Origin of the sequence: Corynebacterium efficiens YS-314, from assembly GCF_000011305.1 — a bacterium.
Taxonomy (GTDB): Bacteria; Actinomycetota; Actinomycetes; order Mycobacteriales; family Mycobacteriaceae; genus Corynebacterium; species Corynebacterium efficiens.
The window spans coordinates 1,068,658-1,088,346 of sequence record NC_004369.1; the positions used below are offsets into that span (position 1 = coordinate 1,068,658).

The following is a 19,689-nucleotide window of genomic DNA, read 5'->3' on the forward strand; positions in this document are numbered from 1 at the left end:
GAGTGATCCGGCTGCACACCTGTGAGACATCACCGGTGCCGCAGCCGGATTATTTTGTTAGGCATCCCTTGCCTCGGGCACTACACTGGAAACCATGAGCAAGCGTAGGAAGAGACCCACCTCACGCGTGACGGTGACACACAACCCGCTCGGGGTGAAACTGAAAAGTACGTGTTGCCGGAAGACGCCACGGTGCACCAACTGCCCGGTGGTCTACACCCGGCTGCTCAAGTCCGGTGCCCTGGAGAATGATGATATCGACCTGCCCCGCCGCCTCAAGGAAGCACGCAGGAAGTAGGGGCCATGGGCAAATCCATGACCAAGGTGCGCAAACGGCTGAAATCCGGCAAGGTCAAAAAGAAGTGCTGTAAGGACAACCCCCGGTGTTCCTCGTGCCCGACCGTCGCACACCGCCTGCGCAAGGCGGGCGCCCTCGAGCTTGACGACGCAGCCCTGCGCACCGCTCTCAAACACGCCCGGCGGTGGTAGTCACAGTGTCCTGATGTGCTCCTCAATGAGATCCGCGGCATCCGCGGCCATGATCGGCACGCTGTCCTGCTCCTGCTTGGAGAAGGGCTTGAGCACGAAGGTGGCCGGATCCATCCGGCCCGGTGGCCTGCCGATGCCCACGCTGAGTTTCCAGTAGTCCTTGGTTCCCAGGGATCTGCTGGTGGACTTCAAGCCGTTGTGCCCATGGTCTCCGCCGCCCTGACGCAGTTTGACCTGACCGAAATCCAGATCCAGCTCATCGTGGACCACCAGGACATTCGCGGGGGAGATCTTGAAGAAGTCACACAGCGCGCGGATCGGGGTGCCGGACAGGTTCATGAAACTGCGGGGCTTGGCCACGATCAGACCGGGCAGCTGCGCGATCTCGGTGTTGGACCGCTTGTGCACGCTGAAGTTCGCGTAGTTGCGGCCCACCAGTTCCTCCACCACCTCGAAACCGATGTTGTGGCGGGTACCGACATATTTCGGGCCCGGGTTACCGAGACCGACAACAAGAACAGGGGAGTCATTCACACACCCCAGTCAACCACGCCGCGTCCCCCGGTCAAACGGTGGGGTACACGGGGTGGTCGGGGCGTCGACAAGCATGAGAAAAGGCCACTGAGGTGACTGTGCACTGTCACCTCAGCGGCCCCGGTTGGAGAGCAGGAGGGGTTTAGGCCTCGGACTCGCCCTCGGACTCGCCCTCTTCGTCCTCAGCTGGAGCTTCCTCCACAGCCGGGAGAACGACGTTGGCGATGAGCAGCTCAGCGTCGTCGACGAGGGTCATGTCGTCATCGAGCTTGATGTCACCGGCGGTGATCTGGGAACCGAGCTCCATGCCCTCGATGGAGACAACGATCTCCTCGGGGATGTTCAGGGCGTCAGCCTCAACACGGATGGTGTCGGCATCCTGGACGAACATGGTGTTCGGTGCAGGCTGACCCTCGACGATGACCGGGATCTCAACCTCAACCTTCTCGCCACGGGTGATGGCGAGGAGGTCGACGTGGTCGATGTTGAAGGTCAGGACGTTCTGATCGATGTGCTTGATCATGGCGAGCTGCTTGACACCCTCGACATCCAGCTCCATGACGGCGTTGACGCCGTTGCGACGGACCAGTCCGGCGAAGTCGCGGTGGTTGAGGGTGATGTGGAGGTTGCTCTCCATGTCGGCACCGTAGACAACGGCGGGGACCAGGCCGGCGACGCGGGCGCGACGTGCGGAACCCTTGCCGAACTCGGTGCGGTTGGCAGCCTCGATGGTTTCGAACTTGTTAGCCATGTGTTTCTCCTTGAATGGGATGATCCGGATCAACTCGGCCGCGAAAACAATAAAGCCCACGACCGACTCGAGTGTCTTGGTCGAGTCTTCGCAGGCGTGGCAGCCGGCCGGCGGGTATCATGCCCACCCGGGCGGCTTCCGTGGAAGTCTGAATCGCGTCGATAACGGCCGTGATCACCGCGGAATATTTCCCCTGTGTGATCGGCCCTCGCCGAGACTCCGATAGGCTACCACGGGACGAAACAGGGCACCAAAACGGCCCAGGGGGGCGGTCACAGGTTCGGTCACAGGTTCTTCAGCGCCTCCCGGCGACTCAGGGGATGCAGGTCGGCTGCCTCGACGAAGGAGCGGACCCAGTCGGGATCATGATGGGCCAGGTCACGCAATGCCCAGCCGATGGCTTTGTTGATGAAGAACTCCCCGGATCCGAGGTTCCGCCGGATGATCCAGGCGAGCAGATCCCGGTCGGTGTCGGTCTTCCTGCCCAGCTGGTGGAGGATCACGACCCTGCGTACCCAGAAATCCCGGTGGGTTGCCCACGCTCGCATGGTGTGATCGGCGTGGTTGGCGCCGATAGGTTTGGCCAGGGCATCGACGGTGTCCCACCAGGATTTCGTCCGGACCAAACGCTCGGCGAGGGGCAGGTCGGTGATGCCGACCCGCCGGATGTGATCGCAGGCCACATACTGGTATTCCCGCTGCTCCGCGTCGAAACAGGCGGCGACCAGGTCAGCATCGAACTCACGGAGGGTGCGCAGGATCGGCATGGTGGCTTTCCTGCGCGCGGGTGTCCCGATCCCCAGAAACGGAAACCGACCCCGCATGTACGCCGTCATCTCGGCGGCACGTGCGGGGTCGGCCAGTGGCTCAAGAACCTGCCGGACACGGGTGAAGGAATCAGACATCCGGGGGCTCCTGGGCTAACGGGGTGGTTTAGGCGTCACCCTCGAAGAGGGTGGTGACAGAACCGTTCTCGAAGATCTCGCTGATGGTGCGGGCCAGCAGCGGTGCGATCGGCAGGACGGTCAGGTTGGACCAGCCCTCGGTGGACTGCGGGAGGGTGTCGGTGGTGATGACCTCCTCGGCGCCACAGCTGGACAGACGCTCACGGGCCGGATCGGAGAACACACCGTGGGTGCAGGCGATGACCACGGACCGGGCACCGGCCTCCTTGAGTACACCCACGGCACCGGCGATGGTGCCACCGGTGTCGATCATGTCATCGAGCAGGACACAGTCCTTGCCCGCGACATCACCGACGACGCGGTTGGCCACGACCTCGTTGGCCACCTCGGTGGAGCGGGTCTTGTGCACGAAGGCCATCGGGGCATCACCGAGGGTGTTGGCCCACTTCTCGGCGACCTTCACGCGACCGGCATCCGGGGAGACAACGACGATGTTGGACAGGTCGTACTTGTCCTTGATGTAGTCGGTGAGGATCGGCATGGCGTGCATGTGATCGACGGGGCCGTCGAAGAAGCCCTGGATCTGATCGGTGTGCAGGTCGACCGACACGATGCGGTCGGCGCCGGCGGTCTGGAGCAGATCGGCGATGAGGCGGGCGGAGATGGGCTCGCGGCCGCGGTGCTTCTTATCCTGGCGGGCATAGGGGTAGAACGGCAGGATGGCGGTGATGCGCTTGGCTGAGCCACGCTTGAGGGCATCGATCATCAGCAGCTGTTCCATCAGCCACTTGTTCAGTGGCTGGGTGTGGGACTGGATGACAAAGCAGTCGGAGCCACGGACGGACTCCTCGAAACGAACGTAGATCTCACCATTGGCGAAGTCACGGGCGGTCATCGGCGTGACCTCCACCTCGAGATCGCGGGCGACGGCCTCAGCCAGCTCCGGGTGGGCGCGGCCCGAGAAGAGCATGAGGTTCTTATGGTTTTCTTTCCAGTGAGCAGTCATGGTGAGTCTGCTTAGCCTTCCTGGTTTGGGACAGAGTTCTGTGCGGCTGCTGCGGCATCGGCGGCGGCCGTACCCGGGCGCTTCTTCTGCACCCAGCCTTCGATGTTGCGTTGACGTCCACCGGACACGGCCAGGGCCCCCGGAGGAACATCATCCTTGATCACTGTACCTGCCCCGGAATAGGCGCCATCACCCACGGTCACCGGAGCGATGAACATGGTGTCGGAACCGGTGCGCACATGGGAGCCGATGGTGGTGTGGTTCTTATTCACACCGTCGTAGTTGACGAAGACGGAGGAGGCCCCGATGTTGGAGTATTCGCCGATGGTGGCATCGCCAACGTAGGTCAGGTGGGGCACCTTGGAGCCCCGGCCGATGGTGGCCTTCTTGGTCTCCACGAAACCACCGAGCTTGCCCTCCGCGCCGAGTTTGGTGCCGGGGCGGATGTAGGTGAACGGGCCGACGGTGGCATCCTCACCGATCTCAGAATCGGACCCGTGGGTGCGGATGACGGAGGCTCCGGTGCCGATGACCATGTTGGTCAGGGTGGTGTCCGGGCCGATCTCCGCGCGGTCACCGATGGAGGTGGTGCCCCGCAGCTGGGTGCCCGGGTTGATGAGCACGTCACGGCCGATGGTGACCTCCACATCAATCCAGGTGGTGGCCGGGTCGACGATGGTGGCGCCCCCTCGCATGGCTGCCTCCACGGTGCGACGGTTGAGTTCAGCGCCGGCCTCGGCGAGCTGGACCCTGTCATTGACACCGGCGAGTTCGCGGGCATCGGCGGCGATGTGGGCGCGGACCGGGTGGCCCTCGCTGCGGGCGATGCCGAGGACATCGGTGAGGTAGAGCTCACCCTGTGCATTGTCGGACTTCAGTTGGGAGAGGGCGGAACGCAGGATGGTCGCGTCGAAGGCGAACACCCCAGAGTTGACCTCGGTGATGGAGCGCTCCTCATCGGAGGCGTCCTTCTGTTCGACGATGGCGGTGACCTCACCGTCGGCATTGCGGACGATGCGACCGTAACCGGTGGGGTCATCCAGGTTCATGGTGAGCACGGTGACCGCGGTGGGGGTGGCGGTATGCGCGGCCAACAGGGAACCGAGGGTGTCGGAGGTCAGCAGGGGCACATCACCATTGGTGACGATGATGGTGCCGTCGAAACCCTCGAGCTGGTCCATCGCGCACTGCACGGCGTGACCGGTTCCGTTCTGTTCCTCCTGGATGGCGATCCGGACCTCGCGGCCCAGGTGGGTGGCCACGTCCTCCACCGCCGGACCGACCTGATCGCGACCGTGACCGATAACGGCCACGATGTGGGTCGGGTTCAGCCCCGCAGCCGCATGCAGGCTGTGGGAGATGAGGCTGCGACCCCCGATGCTGTGCAATGTCTTCTGAAGATCCGACTTCATGCGGGTTCCAGCACCCGCTGCCAGTACAACAACTGCGCTGGAGGAATCGCTTGCGCTCAAGATGACCTCAACTTCTAAAAATTTACCGGTGGCACATGTACGCAAGACAGCATAACGCCCGAAGCGGGCGGGGCGGGGTTATTCGCAACTGTGGTGGATCACTAATCAGGATTGTGGTGCGGAGACCTCTTCCAGGGTGCGGGAGAACACCACCCCCACCAGCCCGATCACAGCAAGGAAGATCAGTGCCCAACTGGTTCCCAGCATGGCGACGGCACCCGATATGGCACCCACGACTAGCAGGATCACGCCCATCAGCGTGTTGGCCGCCGCGACATATCTGGTGCGTTGATCCCCCTCGGCCATGTCCACCACATAGGTCTTACGTGCCACCCGGATGGCGGTGTGGGCCAGGTTGACCAGGAAGAACCCGGCGGGGAACGCGATCACATTGACCGTCGACGGGGACCACTGTGCGCTGGCGACCAGCGCGAACAGCACCAGGGATCCGAGCAGGGCGCCACCGGCCATCACATCGCGGGAGGAACGATCGGACCAGATTCCGGAGATGCGACCACCCACCATCGAGGCCAGCCCTGAGGCGATGACGAAGAAACCGAGCGCGGTGATGTCCTGTCCCGCCTCCGCGGCGAGGGTGACGATGAATGCGGTGGACAGTGCGGTGACCAGCATGAGGGAGCGCACGATGACGAACTTCCGGAAGTTCACATCCTCCACGAGCAGGTCCACGCAGTCCTTCCACCACCGGTTCTTCTCCTCGGGATCCCGGGGTAGTGCCTTCTCCCGCGTATCCGGTTCCCGGATGCCGGCGAAGATGAAGGAGGCGATCAACCAGGAGAAGGAACTGGCGATCACGGTCGCGGCCAGGACCCAGGGTGGGGAATCCGTGTCGAGCAGGAAGGTGATGGCCAGACCGACGGCCAGGCCGACACCACCGCCGATCGCGGTGGCACGGCCGTTGATCAGGCCCCGACGCCCCTTGGTGATCGTTTTGCCCTGGACATCCTTGGAGGAGATCGAACACATGGACCGGAACAGCGCCAGGATGCCCAGCAGGACCACCACCGCGATACCGAGCGCCCACCCCTCGAGGAACAGTGCCGCGATGCCGATACCCAGACCGGAGAGGAACTGACCGTTGGAACCGATGATCCACACCCGGCTGCGGGACGCCTGCCACAGCACCCACGGGGTGATCGCGGCCTGCGGAAGCATGGACCCGGATTCACGGATGGGTACCAGTAGCGCGATGAAGAACCCCGGTGCGCCACCGGCGTGCAGCAGCCACGGCAGTACCGTCTTGGCGGCGATGATCTGGTCCCCGATGTTCTGCAGGCCGTTGGACCAGATGAACCGCGATGCGTTGTGCTCCTCCAGCGCCGGATCCCGGCGGTCCCGGTGGGTGCTTTCATCTGTATTCATGGCCGTCATTGTAGGCAGGGCCGGGGCCGGGGGTTGGATCACGCTTGCCGAGCTCAGTAGGATGATTACCAATGTTTTCACCGTAGAAAATCAGGAGTGGGCCCACATCATGCAGCTGCCAGAGATCAACCGTCGGGCGTTCATCAAGGGTGCGGGAGCGACGGTGGCCATGGTGGCGGCCTCGCGGTTCCTGGTGGCCTGCGCCGGGGACTCCACACCCCGCGGGTATGGCGGTGAACCCCGTCCACTACCCATTCCGCCGCTGGCCGAGGGCGAACGGGAGGGCAACCGGGTCATCTACCGCCTCACCGCCCAGGAGGGGCAGAGCAACATCCTGCCCGATGTGACCACCCGCACCTGGGGTTTCAACGGCAACCACCTGGGGCCGACCCTGACCGCCCGCAAGGGTGAGGAGGTCACCGTCGAGATCACCAACGGGCTGGGGGAGATGACCACCATCCACTGGCACGGCATGAAACTGCCCGGCATCGCCGACGGCGGACCCCATTCGCCCATCGAACCGGGGGAGACCTGGTCCCCGTCCTGGACGGTGAGCAACACCGCGGCCACCCTCTGGTACCACCCGCATCCCCATGGGCTGACCGGTCTGCACGCCTACCGCGGGCTGGCGGGTGCCTTCGTCATCGAGGATGAGGTCTCCGATTCCCTCGACATCCCGAAGGACTACGGTGTGGACGACATCCCGGTGGTGCTCATGGACCACCGTTTCCACGAGGATGGTTCCCTGGACGAGGAGGACCTGCCCGACCTGGGCCTGCTCGGGGACACCCCCACCGTCAACGGCATCACCGGAGCGCATTTCGACGCCACCACCCGCCGCGTCCGGTTCCGCCTGCTGGATGGATCCAACATGCGGTTTTTCAATCTGGCCTTCTCCGATGACCGCCCCTTCCAGGTCATCGCCGGTGATTCCGGTTTCCTCGCCGAACCGATCGAGCGCACCAGCCTGATCATCGGACCCGGTGAGCGCTGGGAGATCCTGGTGGATCTGGAACCGGGGGAGGAGGTCACCCTGCGGTCGGTGGCGTTCCCCGGGAATTTCGGAGTGCCGGAGGATGAGTACACCCCGGATTTCGGGTTCGCGGATTCCTTCGATCTGCTCACCATCACCGGCCCGGGTGAGGATGCGCCGTCCACCCCGGCCATCCCCGGGGTGCTCGATCCGGCCGCCCGCCAGGACCCGGATGTCATCGACGCGCCGGAGCGCAGCTTCGTGCTCAACACCTTCTCCATCAACGACCAGATGATGGACATGCAGCGGGTGGATGTGGTCATCGACCACGACGGCCCGGAGATCTGGGAGATCACCAACGACAACTCGGACTGGCCCCACAACTTCCACATCCACAACTCCCGCTTCAAGGTCTTGTCCATGACCGGAACCGACATCGAGGTGCCTGTCGACGGGTGGAAGGACACCGTGGGGCTCCCACCCGGTGCCACCGCCCGCCTGGCCGTGGAGTTCGGCTACCACCCGGACCCCGCCTGGCCGTACATGTACCATTGCCACATGCTCTACCACGAGGACCAGGGCATGATGGGCCAGTTCGTCATTGTGGAACCCGGTGGGCAGCCGGCGAACCAGCTCGGGGATTCGGCGAGCGGTTCGGGCGGTGGGGCCCACGCCCACGCGCACCACGTGGTGTGATCGGGGCGTCGTCAAGCAGTGTTGAGCACCGGGTTACCCATGACATTTGTCATGCCCGGGAGGTGACAGGCTGGCACCACATTCCTGACATATGACTCTGGTGACGGCGGCAGATCCGGGGAAGAATCGGTGTCATGACAGGCACACTGAACACTCCAGACTCTGCAGGGCAGCAGGCCGCCGCCACCACAGTCATCGAGGTCACCGATCTCTCCCGCACCTACGGCAAGGGGGAGAAGGCGTACCAGGCGGTGCGGAACTGCAGTTTCCACGTCCAGCGTGGTGAGGTGTTCGCCCTGCTGGGCACCAACGGTGCGGGCAAGACCTCCACACTGGAGATCATGGAGGGGCTCGCCCCACCCACCGGCGGGCAGGTGCGCATCAACGGGCTGGACCCGCTGGCCGATCGGAATGACCTGCGCCCGGAGCTCGGCATCATGCTGCAGTCCGGGGGTCTGCCCTCGCAGCTGACCGTGCAGGAGACCATGACCATGTGGCACGGCACCTGCTCCTATCCCCGGGACATCGATGAGGTGCTTGCCGACGTCGATCTCACCCACCGCAGGGACGTCAAGGTCGGCTCACTGTCCGGCGGCGAACAACGACGCCTCGATCTTGCCTGTGCTCTGCTGGGGGATCCGTCGATCCTGTTCCTGGATGAACCCACCACCGGCCTGGACCCGGAATCACGCCGCCAGACCTGGGACCTGCTGCTTAACCTTAAGAAACGCGGCGTGACCATGATCCTGACCACCCATTACCTGGAGGAGGCGGAATACCTCGCCGACCGGATCGCGATCATGGATGCCGGGGAGATAGCCCTGGCGGGCACCCTCCGGGAACTGGTGGGGCGGGTGCGCGCGGAGATCAGCTTCACCACAGACCACCGGCGCTTAGCTCTTCCGGAGTTCACCGGGGCTGAGGTACAGCGAGACGACAACCGCGTGGTCATCTCCACCACCCAATTGCAGGACCACACCCTGCAGCTGCTGCAGTGGGCGGCGGATCAGGGCGTTGAGCTGGAGAATTTCGCCGCACGCCCGGCCACCCTGGAGTCGGTGTTCATGGGCATCGCCGGTCGCACCATCGCCAACAATATCGCCCACAGCTGAGCCAACAAGCCCAGGAGAAACAGACATGACCACTTCAACCAACTCCACCTCAACCACCTCGGCCGTCACGTCCGCCCCGTCCAGGAACCGGCTCTGCAGCACCTCCCTGTCCCGGCTGAGGTCACTGGGCACCGCGGAGTGGCTGCAGTTCCGCCGCAACAAGACACTGCTGTTCATCGCGGCATTCCCCGTCGGCATCCCACTGTTTCTGTTCGGCGTTGGGGACCGCGGGGCCCTGGAGGCCGCCAACACCTTCGATATCTTCGCGTTGTACACCCTGTTGTTCGTGCAGTTCTACACCGTGCTGTCAATGGTGACCACCCGGCGTGATGAACGTGTGCTGAAAAGGCTGCGCACCGGGGAAGCCCGCGACGGGGAGATCCTCGGGGCGATCTGCGTGCCGGGTGCCCTGCTGACGGTGGTGTTCGCCGTCATCGTGGTGGTGCTCCTGATGCTCATGGGTGCGCCTGCCCCGGTCAATCTCATCCCGGTCATTGTGGCCATGATCATCGGTCTGGTGCTGGTCAGCGCCCTGGCGTTTAACACCAGCGCGTTCACCCGCAACGCAGAGGCCGCCCAGCTGACCTCCATGCCGGTGTTCACCATCGCCCTGATCGGCCTGGGGTCGGTGCGGCCCATCTTCGGTGACGGGGTGGTGGCCGATATCATCAGCTACACCCCCTTCGCCGCGGTCAGGGACCTGGTCCAGCTGGGCTGGGCGGGGCAGACCTTCACCTCGGCCTTGAACGGTGCGGAGACACTCGATTTCACCGGTGTGCTGGGTGCCAGCGTGCAACCACTGCTGATCGTGACGGCGTGGACGGTCCTGGCGGTTGTCGCGGCACGACACTTCATGCGCTGGGACACCCACCGCTAACATGGGTTCTTTGATGACTGAAACACACTCGTCCCGGTTGGAGAACCTCCTCACCCCACTGCACCGGTGGCGGGGACTCGGAAGTGTGGACAAATACGCGCTGTACACCCGGGTGTCCATGCAGCTCATTCCGGTGGCCGTGATCCTGGGTTACCTGGTAGGCGCCTCCGATTTCCTCTCCACCGCAGGCATTCCATCCTGGCGCCTCGTGGTGGTGGGTCTCTATGTGCTGCTGCTCCTGATCTTCCCCATCCTGATCTTCGAGGTGCACCCGGACCTCAACACCCGGCCCCGCAGCCCAGTTGAACCACTATTCCGGGTCGGGCTGGTCATCACGGTACTCGGCCTGGTGGTGTCACTGGCGTTGCAACATCCGTCTTTTTCCACCGCGGATCGTCTGACAGCGGTCATTATCACGGTGATGTCCCTGTTTGCCCTGTCGATCGCCTATGTGCCCTGGTTGAGGTATTCCTGGCTCATCATCCTCGGACTCACCCTGGTGGTCGGGGTGATCGTGAACATGACTGTGCCGGTGGCCTCATGGTGGGTGGTGTTCGCCCCGATCACGGTGATCACTGTGCGCATGACCATCTGGACGGTCAATGTGATGAAGGAGGTGGAGCACTCCCGGGAACTGGAGGCCTCCCTGCGGGTTACCGAGGAACGTCTGCGTTTCGCGCAGGAACTGCACGACACCCTCGGTCAGCACCTGGCAGCCATGTCATTGAAATCCGAGGTGGCCCTCGCCCTGGCCACCCGCGGTGATGACCGGCTGGAGGATGAGCTGCGTGAACTGCAGACACTCGCACGCACTTCCATGTCGCAGATGCGGGAGGTGGTCCAGGGGTACCGTTCCATCAACCTCGCCACCGAGATCGACGGCGCAAGAAGTTTGCTTGACGACGCCCGCATCACCCTCCACGTCCACGGTGCCGCCGGTGATGTCCCCGCACCCCACCGTGAACTGGCCGCCTGGCTGGTGCGGGAGGCCACCACCAATGTCCTGCGCCACTCCGACGCCACCACGGTCGATCTGTACCTGTCGGACACGGATGTCCGCATGACCAACGACGGTGCCAGCGGTGCGGTGGGTAGACTCTCAGGCCTCGGTGCGCTGCGCCAACGCGCCGATGCTGCAGGGGCGTCCCTGCAGGTCAACTGCGAGGGCGAGCTCTTCACCGTCCGACTTCTCCTGGAAAGCGCGGTCCCGGCATGATTACCATTGCCATCGTCGATGATGAATCCCTCGTTGCGAGTTCGCTTGCCACCCTGCTGGGCCTGGAGCCTGATCTGGAGGTGGTGGTGGTCTGCAGCTCCGGTGAGGAGCTTCTCACCTGGTGGCGTGAACGGCAGGCAGCGGGGGAGGAGTGCGCCGATGTCTGTGTGCTGGACCTCCAGCTGGGCGGGATGGACGGCATTGACACGGCCGTGGCGCTGCGGGCGATGACCGAGGAACTTCCCGTGCTGATTGTCACCAGTCATGCCCGACCCCGACAACTCAAACGTGCCCTGACCAGCGGGGTCCGGGGGTTTCTGCCCAAGACCTCCACCGCCGCCGACTTCGCCGACGCCATCCGCAGTGTGCATTCCGGCCGACGCTATATCGATCCGGAACTCGCCGCCCTGACCATCAGCGCCGGTGAATCCCCACTCACCCCGGGTGAGGAACGCGTCCTGGAACTGGCGGGCAAGGGGCTGAGCGTGGAGGAGATCGCCGCTGCCGTGCACCTGGCTCCCGGCACGACACGCAATTACCTCTCGCAGGCCATGGGCAAGGTGGGGGCACAGAACCGCTTCGAGGCATTCGCCCGGGCCCGCGAACTGGGGTGGTTGTAACTGGGGTGGTGAGCATGGGTGAGCATGGCGAGGGCCCCTGCACCATAGGATGCGGAGGCCCTCATGGCCGATGGCACCAGGGGGGTGACCGGCAGGAACTCCTGTGACATCAGATATCACAGGGTCTGCCCTGATGATATCGGGTCTAAAAGCACCAGGGAAGAGGTTAAAGGTCTATACCCGGGTGTTGTGGCCATGTTGTGACCATCGTCGGGGCTAGCATCCGGGAGGTCACCGTGGACACCGGGTCCGTGGTTCCCCACCAGGTCTTGTGGGAGGATGGAAGGCGTGGTGCAGCCCAGTGAATACCTGAACGCAACATTGATCGCAGCGGATACGGACATCTCCGGCGAGGAAATCGATGTGGACAAACTCCGTCCACTCTCAGCCGAGGGCTGGCGTCATGCGATCAAACGGGTGGCCAAGGAATTCTTCATTGAACGGTTGTGGGACCTGGGTGCCCTCCTGACCTATTTCTCAGTGTTGTCAGTCGCCCCGGGCCTACTGGTGGCCTATTCCCTGGTCACGCTGGTGCTGGCCAGTGGACCCCTGGAGGTACTTGACCAGGCCAGGGAGTTCATCACCCGGCATGTCGCCGAGGACCAGCAGCAGATTGTCCTCAGCGTGGTCGATGCCGTGGCAGGTTCCGCCTCCGCGGGTCTGGTCGGTCTGATCGTGGGTATCGTCGTGGCGCTATGGACCTCCTCGGCGTATGTGCGCGCGTTCTCCCGCTGCGCCAACACCGTCTACGGGCGCGCCGAGGGACGGTTCCTGCTGAAGCACTGGCTGATGATGGTGCTCATGAACCTGTCCCTGCTGATGGGGGTGGCCGCCATCCTGATATCGCTGCTGATCAATGAGACCACTGTGATGCGACTGTTCGGCCCGATCGCCGAACCCCTGGGGCTGACCGATGTCCTCACCTATCTCTCCGAGACGTTCCTGCCGGTGTGGAACTGGGTGAGATGGCCCGCGATCCTTCTCATCCTCATGGGGTTGGTGGCGCTTCTCTACCACCTCGCTCCCAACGTCAAACCCCACAGGTTCAAGTGGTTGAGTGCGGGATCCGTCTTCGCCATCCTCGGAATCCTGCTTGCCGGTTGGGGATTGAACATCTACTTCACCACGTTCGCCGCCTTCAACAGCTACGGTGCGGTGGGATCCGTCATGGCGTTGTTCGTGGGTATGTGGATCCTCAACATCGTGCTCATCCTCGGCATCAAGATTGACGCCGAGGTCAGCCGCGCCCGCCAATTGCAGGCGGGTCTGCCGGCGGAGGAGAACAACCTCGTGCCACCCCGGTCAACCACTGCGGCGGTGCGGAACAAGAAAATCCGGGAGGGCATCGTCGAGGAGGCACGCCAGTTCCGGCTCAAACACGCCGCGGAGAACATGGCGGCCAACAGGGCCTCCGATCAGGAGGATGAATCGGAGCAGTCAGAGAATGACGCGGTGCGTACTGAACACCGCGGTTCCCGGCGCGTGGGGCGCAGCGAGATGGATTAACCCTTGGTTTTCTGATCCGAAATGTCCGGTAGTGACGTTGCCAGCGAGTGAGGTTTTCCTCCACTAGCTTCGATTCGGATTTGGTTGGAATCCCGGCGGGGTTCTTGTTCGAGTGGAATTGAGTGAGAAACCATCTGTCCCCGTTGGCCCTTATTGACCAGTGTTTAGATGATGCCCTGCATCATGAAACCAACTATTCCGCCGATTGCTGCGAAAATGGCCGCCACGATTGCAAATAGGCCCAGGTTCCCAAAACCACCCTCGTTGTCGGTCGCCTGGTCACCGGGAGCCGAGGTTTTCGTTGCAGTCGGGGTCACGGTGACTGTTGTTGGCTCGATAGTCTCGGTCACGGTGGTTGGGGTGTTGGTGACGGTGGCAGGAGCTGGGTTCACCGTGGTGGTGGACGGAGCAAGCGTCACAGTAGAGGGCTCCGGGGTTACCGTGGAAGTCACCGGTTCTGCAGTCTCAGTCACCGTGTCTGGGAGAGCTGTCACGGTGACCGGCTCTGGTGTCTCTGTGACAGTAATGATGTCGGCGGTGGGCGTGGTGGTCACGGGATCCGGAGTGGTTGTAATAGTACTCGGTTCAACTATAGCTCTCTCAAAACAAAAGCTTCCGGATAAGCGTGTTTGAGCGCTGATCTGCTTCACCGGGGTTGTTGACTTTTGAACCATGGTCGCCTCCCCGAAGGAGGGTGTCAAGATTTTTGTGTGTGGGGCTCCTGGATTTAAATATTAAAGGTAAGCCTCAAAGCGGTCCGGGAACGCCACCGCCATCTGATTAATCGCCTGCTTCCAGTTGGCGACCTTGCGGCCCTCGATCAACCGGCCGCTGCTAGCAGCCACCCGTTTTCCCTGCTTAGCGCGTTTCGCCGCCCGCTTGTCCTCGATATTGCAGATCATCAACCACAAGGTTTTAATCGCGGACTCATCATTGGTGAACTGCACCCGGTTCCGGGTGGCTTTCCGCAGCTCATTGTTCATCGATTCGATCGAGTTCGTCGTATAAATCACCTTTCTCGCCATCGGCGGGAACTGCAAAAATGGGATGAACCGATCCCAGGCATCACGCCACACCTTCGCCGATTGTGGGTACTTCACTCCCAGTTCAGATGCCTCGAATTCCTCCAACGCCGCGATAGCGGTGTCCTCGGTGGGGGCCGTGTAAATCTTCCTCAACTGCGCCGACACGGCCTTGCGATCGCCGTAGGCCACCCACCGGTTCGCCGCCCGGATCAGGTGCACGACACAGGTCTGGACCATGGAATCAGGCCAGGTGGCCTCCACCGCCTGTGGCAGGCCCTTGAGCCCATCACAGCAGACAATAAAGACGTCCTGGACTCCCCGGGTGGCGAGGTTGGCACACACATTCGCCCAGAACGACGCTCCTTCTTCCTTCGCCAACCAGATCCCTAAGATGTGCTTGATCCCGTCCATATCCACCCCGATGGCCAGGTAGACGGACTTGTTGACCACCCGGCCCCCGTCACGGACTTTGATGCGTAACGCATCGAGGAAGATCACCGGGTAGAAGTCATCAAGTTGGCGGTTTTGCCAGATCATGACCTCATCCAAGACGGCATCGGTGATCGCGGAGATTGTTTCATGGGAGATATCAACACCCATGGAGGTGATCATGTGGTGTTGGATATCTCGCACGGTCATCCCGCCCGCATACAAGCTGATGATCATATCGTCGACGTCGGTGAGCCGGCGGGAGCCTTTGGGCACCATGGTCGGTAGGAAGGAGCCGTTGCGGTCCCTGGGGACAGCAACATCGATGGGACCGTAGTTGGAGTCCACGCGTTTGGGGTAGTACCCGTTGCGGTGATTTCCCTGGCCAGCGGCTGTTTTCCCATCCCGATCACTATGCCCGTAGCCGAGGTGGGCATCCATTTCCGCGTTCAAACCACGGTTAATTGACGCCTGTAACAGGCCCCGGACGAGGTCATTGGCATCGGTGGTGGACGTGCCGAGCTCATCGATGAGCTTTGCCATTTCTGGGTTGGCTAGGAGCTTTTCCTCGATTGCTTTGATCCGTGCGGAATCTGCTGGGTCTTGTTTAGCCACGGTGGTCATTATGGTTTATCTCCTTGATGTGAGGGGAGTCCCTCACACACAAACCATTAGACACTCTCGAAGATTGCCCTCACCGACGAGGAAATCACCATCCTCAAAAGCTACAAACGCTCCCGATTTAGCCTTGTCCAACACAAAGCCGAAGCACTTCTACTTCTCGATGACGGTGTCGCCCCAGACATCATCGCCAGGTTCGTGGAGCGACGACCCTCAACGGTCACCACCTGGATCCTAGAGTTCAACCGACTACGGATCGCCAGCCTCTACACCGGCCACGCAGCTAACACCAACGCATCCAAACTCACCCCCGCACAACGCGCAGAGATAGCCACAGTCCTATCCACACCGCCGTCTGCACATGACATCCCAGCCCAGTTCTGGACCGTGCCACAGTTAAAAGACTGGATAGCCAGTAACTTCGAGGTCGTCTACGACTCTGACACCACCTACCACCTGCTGTTACGCCACGCGGGCCTGAGCTTTAAATACCCACAGGTCTTTGATAAACGCCGCGGCAGTGACGCCGAGATTGCTGCCCGGATGGCTACGATCCGCAACGAGATCGCTGGCGCACTTAATGACCCCGAGCAGGTGGTTTTTGCCGCTGACGAAGTCCGTGTTGAGCATGAATCAGAGGTGCGTAAAGCCTGGATCCATAAAGGTCATCCCACAACGTTGAGTGTCGATCGTGTCCGTCAGGCCCAGTCCTACATCGGTTTCCTGTCCCAGAGCAGCGGTGAGGTGGATCTGTTGCGGTTGGCGTGGCAAAACACTGACACCATCATCGAGGCACTGACCACGCTGATGGACAGGCATCCAGGTAAAAAGATCACCGTGGTGTGGGATAACGCGAGGTGGCACAGGTCCAAGAAGCTTCGCGAGCACCTTGGCCAAGGCAACGTCTTGGCTAATGTGCGCCTGGTATGGTTGCCACCTTATGCCCCGGACCATAATCCGATTGAAAAGGTATGGAACGAGGCGAAAGCAGCGATCAGTAACCGTCAGCGACTAGTCTTCGAGGACACCTGTATCGGGTTTGAGACGTTTGTCGGTTCATCGACTTTTTCCTATCGAATCTGACCTTGTGGGTGTAGCTTTTGTTTTGGGAGAGCTATATCTTGGTCACCGGTGACGGAGTCTGAGTGACTGTTACTGGATCAGGTGTAGTTGTAACCGTTACGGGCGTTGCCGTTGTCGTAATCGGTTCTGGGGTTTCTGTGATTGTCTGGGGAGCCGGCGTTGTGGTCACGGGATCCGGAATCTCAGTGACAGTCGAAGGCGATGCAGTAGTGGTGACTGGAGCTGGTTCAACGACAACGGTGCTGGGTGCAGCCGTGATGGTTGAAGGCTCCGGGGTCAAAGTCGTGGTCTGGGCAGGGGCGGTCACCGTAACCGTGGGGGTGTACGTCGTGGTGGGAGCGGCCTCAACCGGAGGGAATGCCGAGGTATCCACCGAAGCCAGACAATCCTCTGCAGCATCTTTCAGGGTGTCATAGTGAAAGGTCTCGAGGAACTGCTCTTCAATCGTGGTGATCGCATATGAATGAGGCTGAATATAGGGACGAACTGCCTCCCGTTGGACGGTTGAACTCAGTGCACTCTGGGAGTACAGATTCGTCAGAGCAACGTGCAATGAGACCGCTTTGGAACTGACTTCAGTTCTGGTCCAATCAGCACCTACCGGTAGAACAGCGTTCTCACTGAAGGGGTAAAGAGGTAGTTCACCCTTCGTCCATCCCGGAGCTATCTCAACGGTGATGGCAAAGCCTTCTTCAGCGAGGCGCTGATACTCTCGATATTCTGCAGTTCCCTGAAAGAAGAACAATTCCAAATCCACGAAGAAGACCCCTTCACTTCGAAGAGCGTCGCTAGATCTTTGAGGAAGATCAACCCCTCTAACAACCTCACCAGCCGCGATTCGTTCATCCATTGCGATGTATTCAGCCTGGAACTGTGGAAACGCAGCGCGGAGTTTCTCCTGGAGCTTCGCGTGTTCGTCGAGAAGCTTCTGAAAGTAGTCCCTGGAGATCTGAGTCTCGCGTTCGGAGAGGGTGGCCACGCAGATTTCCCGCCCTGAGCGTTCCTCTGAGTGCAGTTGGACAGCGTGGGCGGTGGGGGAGACCATTACTACCGCCGTCGTGCCGACTGCGAACGAGGTGAGGCCTGCCATGAGTTCGTTCTTGAACACCTTGAGCCTTATCTGCGCCCTTGAAGGGCATAATTGAGGGGGAGTGAAGCTTATTCACAGGGCAAATCCAGTAAGTATACATAGAGCATATGTGCTGCAAGTGCTGGTGTCTTGGCAACACTCACGACTGGAAAAGCTCTTGGTGATGAAAGGCTTCGGTTATCCTGACCCCATGACTTCACCCATCACCGCTCTACGTACCGCCCTCAGCAGGGAGCTCCTCGAAGTTAACGCCGGATCGGATGTCTTTGATCGGGGGGAACAACTGTTGCACGCGGTGACTATTGAGGGAGAAGATGATCGCCAGGTGGAAGGTGCTGTCCGGGGTACCCGCCTGTATGAGGTGGGGTTTCGACTGGTGGGTGGGCAGATCCAGTCGTTTTGTTCCTGTCCCCATCATCAGCGGGGATTCTTCTGCAAACATCTGGTGGCCCTGGGACTGACACTCCTGGATGAGCCATCGAAACCGGGTGTGCTGTCCTTCGATGATGATGCGTTTGATGACGCGTTCGACGATGTGCCCGTTCCCGTGCAGGCCCGTGATGCCGACCCCGTCTCACAGATGCTGGCCGCCCTCGACCGGGACGATCTGCTCACCGTGCTCGATGCGCTGCGTGACGCGGTACCCGGGGCGGAGGATTATCTGGCGCAGTTGTCCCACGCAGTCCTCACCGATTCGGGTATCGCCGCCGATCTGACCCCGGAGGAGGTGGAGAACTATGTCAGGCAGTTGATCACCGACGCCTGCCGTGTGGGCCCCTTCGTGGATTATCACCGCGCCGGGGAGGTCGCGGACCAGCTTGGTCAGGTGGTCAATGAGATCGAAGCCCTCGCCATGGCAGGTCACCAGAAGGCACTCATCAAACAGTCGAGGCGGCTGGTGGATCGGATCTCCACGATCCTGGAGCGGACCGATGATTCCGATGGATATCTCGGCGGGGTCCTGGAGGATGCCGCAGCACTGCATGCCTTCATCTGCGTCACGGGGGAGGCGCACCCGGGCAAGGTGGTGGATTGGGTGCTCAAGGTGCAGCTGACGGGTCCCGGGTGGCCGGAGGTCAGCATCGCGGATTTCTGGCCCATCCTTGATGACCGGGCGAAGGCGAAATACCGTCGTGGTCTGGAGAGCGCGCTGGATAATCCCGCAGGCGACCGACACGATAGTCGACGCTGGTCAATCACCCGCCACCTGGTTGAATTCGCCGATGCCACGGGGGATGTGGACCTGGCGGTCACCACCCTGGAACAGATAGGCAACCTGAAGGAGGCATTCCACCGGCTGGTGGAGGTCAACCGGATAGACCAGGCACAGGATCTCTTTGAGCAGATGCTCGGGGACTGGCAGGGCCTGCCCGGTCACCGCCTTGCTGCCGGGGAGATCGTGGACATCCTCGTGGACACCAACCGGGTCGATGAGGCCGTCGAGTTCGCCCGCCGGGAGCTGGCCAGGCACCAGAGCCTGGCCAACTACCTCCTCCTGGTGGAGGCAGGTCGAGCCCGTGGGGAGGACCTGCAGTCAGAGGCACAGGCCATGATCACCAATGTGTTTGCCCTCCAGGAGGTGCTCCTGCATGAGGGGGACACCGAGGCTCTGTGGGAGCTCATCGCCACCAGGGAGGCGATGCTGGTTCCCGACTCGGTAATCACCTACTTCGAGCGCACCGTACCGGACAGGGCACTGGAGTTGCTCATCCGGCTGGGCCGGGATGTGGCCGGTGGTCCGGCAGTTGAAAAGAACTACAAGCGGGCTGCCGAGTTGTTCTCACGGGCGAGAAAACTCCAGCCGGCTTCGCTGGAGCTGTCCCGCACCCTTGCCGAGCTGCGTGACACCCACTACCGGCGGACCAAGATGCTCGCGATCTTCGACCGCCACGGGCTGTAGG

At 61.8% G+C, this 19,689-nt stretch carries 19 protein-coding genes; 10 read left to right on the top strand and 9 right to left on the bottom strand.

Going from position 1 to position 19,689, the window contains the following annotated elements; all coding sequences use genetic code 11:
* Window positions 1-94: 94 nt before the first annotated feature.
* Together CE_RS05160 and CE_RS05165 are read left to right on the top strand one after the other, a co-directional pair.
* On the top strand, window positions 95-298 hold the full coding sequence (locus tag CE_RS05160; protein ID WP_006770027.1) for a hypothetical protein: 204 nt from the start codon (window positions 95-97) through the stop codon (window positions 296-298).
* A gap of 5 nt (window positions 299-303) precedes the next feature.
* Complete coding sequence (locus tag CE_RS05165) at window positions 304-489, top strand: hypothetical protein (RefSeq protein WP_006770026.1); 186 nt, start codon at window positions 304-306, stop codon at window positions 487-489.
* On the opposite strand, the gene pth is transcribed toward CE_RS05165, so the two are convergent.
* The 6 genes from pth to CE_RS05195 all read right to left on the bottom strand — a co-directional run bounded on the left by pth (window position 490) and on the right by CE_RS05195 (window position 6,540).
* Window positions 490-1,023 carry an aminoacyl-tRNA hydrolase gene (pth, locus tag CE_RS05170; RefSeq protein ID WP_006770025.1) on the bottom strand — a complete coding sequence of 178 codons (534 nt, stop codon included), beginning with the start codon at window positions 1,021-1,023 and terminating at the stop codon, window positions 490-492. It lies immediately after the preceding gene.
* Between the two features lie 142 nt (window positions 1,024-1,165).
* Window positions 1,166-1,774, bottom strand: a complete 609-nt coding sequence (locus CE_RS05175; RefSeq protein ID WP_011075235.1) for a 50S ribosomal protein L25/general stress protein Ctc — start codon at window positions 1,772-1,774, stop codon at window positions 1,166-1,168.
* A 284-nt stretch (window positions 1,775-2,058) separates the two neighbouring features.
* On the bottom strand, window positions 2,059-2,679 hold the full coding sequence (locus tag CE_RS05180; RefSeq protein WP_006770023.1) for a DNA alkylation repair protein: 621 nt from the start codon (window positions 2,677-2,679) through the stop codon (window positions 2,059-2,061).
* Window positions 2,680-2,707: 28 nt separating this feature from the next.
* On the bottom strand, window positions 2,708-3,685 hold the full coding sequence (locus CE_RS05185) for a ribose-phosphate diphosphokinase (RefSeq protein ID WP_006770022.1): 978 nt from the start codon (window positions 3,683-3,685) through the stop codon (window positions 2,708-2,710).
* An 11-nt stretch (window positions 3,686-3,696) separates the two neighbouring features.
* Window positions 3,697-5,157, bottom strand: coding sequence for a bifunctional UDP-N-acetylglucosamine diphosphorylase/glucosamine-1-phosphate N-acetyltransferase GlmU (gene glmU / locus CE_RS05190; RefSeq protein ID WP_035109878.1), 1,461 nt, complete (start codon window positions 5,155-5,157; stop codon window positions 3,697-3,699).
* Between the two features lie 105 nt (window positions 5,158-5,262).
* Window positions 5,263-6,540 (bottom strand): MFS transporter, encoded by a 1,278-nt coding sequence (locus tag CE_RS05195; protein ID WP_006770020.1) that lies wholly within the window; start codon window positions 6,538-6,540, stop codon window positions 5,263-5,265.
* Between the two features lie 109 nt (window positions 6,541-6,649).
* On the opposite strand from CE_RS05195, the gene CE_RS05200 reads away from it, so the two are divergent.
* The 6 genes from CE_RS05200 (at window position 6,650) to CE_RS05225 (ending at window position 13,540) form a co-directional block, all read left to right on the top strand.
* Entirely contained in the window at window positions 6,650-8,209 is a 1,560-nt protein-coding gene (locus CE_RS05200) for a multicopper oxidase family protein (RefSeq protein ID WP_035109876.1), read from the top strand.
* A 134-nt stretch (window positions 8,210-8,343) separates the two neighbouring features.
* Entirely contained in the window at window positions 8,344-9,321 is a 978-nt protein-coding gene (locus CE_RS05205) for an ABC transporter ATP-binding protein (protein WP_006770018.1), read from the top strand.
* A gap of 25 nt (window positions 9,322-9,346) precedes the next feature.
* Complete coding sequence (locus CE_RS05210; RefSeq protein WP_006770017.1) at window positions 9,347-10,198, top strand: ABC transporter permease; 852 nt, start codon at window positions 9,347-9,349, stop codon at window positions 10,196-10,198.
* Window positions 10,199-10,211: 13 nt separating this feature from the next.
* The gene (locus CE_RS05215; protein WP_162096712.1) at window positions 10,212-11,414 is read left to right on the top strand and encodes a sensor histidine kinase; all 1,203 of its coding nucleotides are present in this window, start codon (window positions 10,212-10,214) and stop codon (window positions 11,412-11,414) included.
* Complete coding sequence (locus CE_RS05220; RefSeq protein ID WP_006770015.1) at window positions 11,411-12,034, top strand: response regulator transcription factor; 624 nt, start codon at window positions 11,411-11,413, stop codon at window positions 12,032-12,034. Before CE_RS05215 ends, CE_RS05220 begins: the two co-directional genes overlap by 4 nt.
* 279 nt (window positions 12,035-12,313) lie before the next feature.
* Window positions 12,314-13,540: a YihY/virulence factor BrkB family protein gene (locus CE_RS05225; protein WP_006770014.1), complete on the top strand. Its 1,227-nt coding sequence runs from the start codon at window positions 12,314-12,316 to the stop codon at window positions 13,538-13,540.
* A 164-nt stretch (window positions 13,541-13,704) separates the two neighbouring features.
* Here the strand turns inward: CE_RS05225 and CE_RS05230 are convergent, their stop codons facing one another.
* Both CE_RS05230 and CE_RS05235 read right to left on the bottom strand, forming a co-directional pair.
* Entirely contained in the window at window positions 13,705-14,214 is a 510-nt protein-coding gene (locus CE_RS05230) for a hypothetical protein (protein ID WP_143758425.1), read from the bottom strand.
* A gap of 60 nt (window positions 14,215-14,274) precedes the next feature.
* On the bottom strand, window positions 14,275-15,618 hold the full coding sequence (locus tag CE_RS05235) for an IS256 family transposase (protein ID WP_011074885.1): 1,344 nt from the start codon (window positions 15,616-15,618) through the stop codon (window positions 14,275-14,277).
* A 63-nt stretch (window positions 15,619-15,681) separates the two neighbouring features.
* On the opposite strand from CE_RS05235, the gene CE_RS05240 reads away from it, so the two are divergent.
* Window positions 15,682-16,698 (top strand): IS630 family transposase, encoded by a 1,017-nt coding sequence (locus CE_RS05240; protein WP_035110174.1) that lies wholly within the window; start codon window positions 15,682-15,684, stop codon window positions 16,696-16,698.
* A 31-nt stretch (window positions 16,699-16,729) separates the two neighbouring features.
* Here CE_RS05240 and CE_RS05245 read toward each other — a convergent pair whose 3' ends face one another.
* Complete coding sequence (locus CE_RS05245; RefSeq protein ID WP_143758426.1) at window positions 16,730-17,677, bottom strand: hypothetical protein; 948 nt, start codon at window positions 17,675-17,677, stop codon at window positions 16,730-16,732.
* 301 nt (window positions 17,678-17,978) lie between these two features.
* Here CE_RS05245 and CE_RS05250 point away from each other — a divergent pair, with 301 nt between their 5' ends.
* The gene (locus tag CE_RS05250) at window positions 17,979-19,688 is read left to right on the top strand and encodes an SWIM zinc finger family protein (RefSeq protein WP_162096713.1); all 1,710 of its coding nucleotides are present in this window, start codon (window positions 17,979-17,981) and stop codon (window positions 19,686-19,688) included.
* The last annotated feature ends 1 nt before the right edge of the window (window position 19,689 follow it).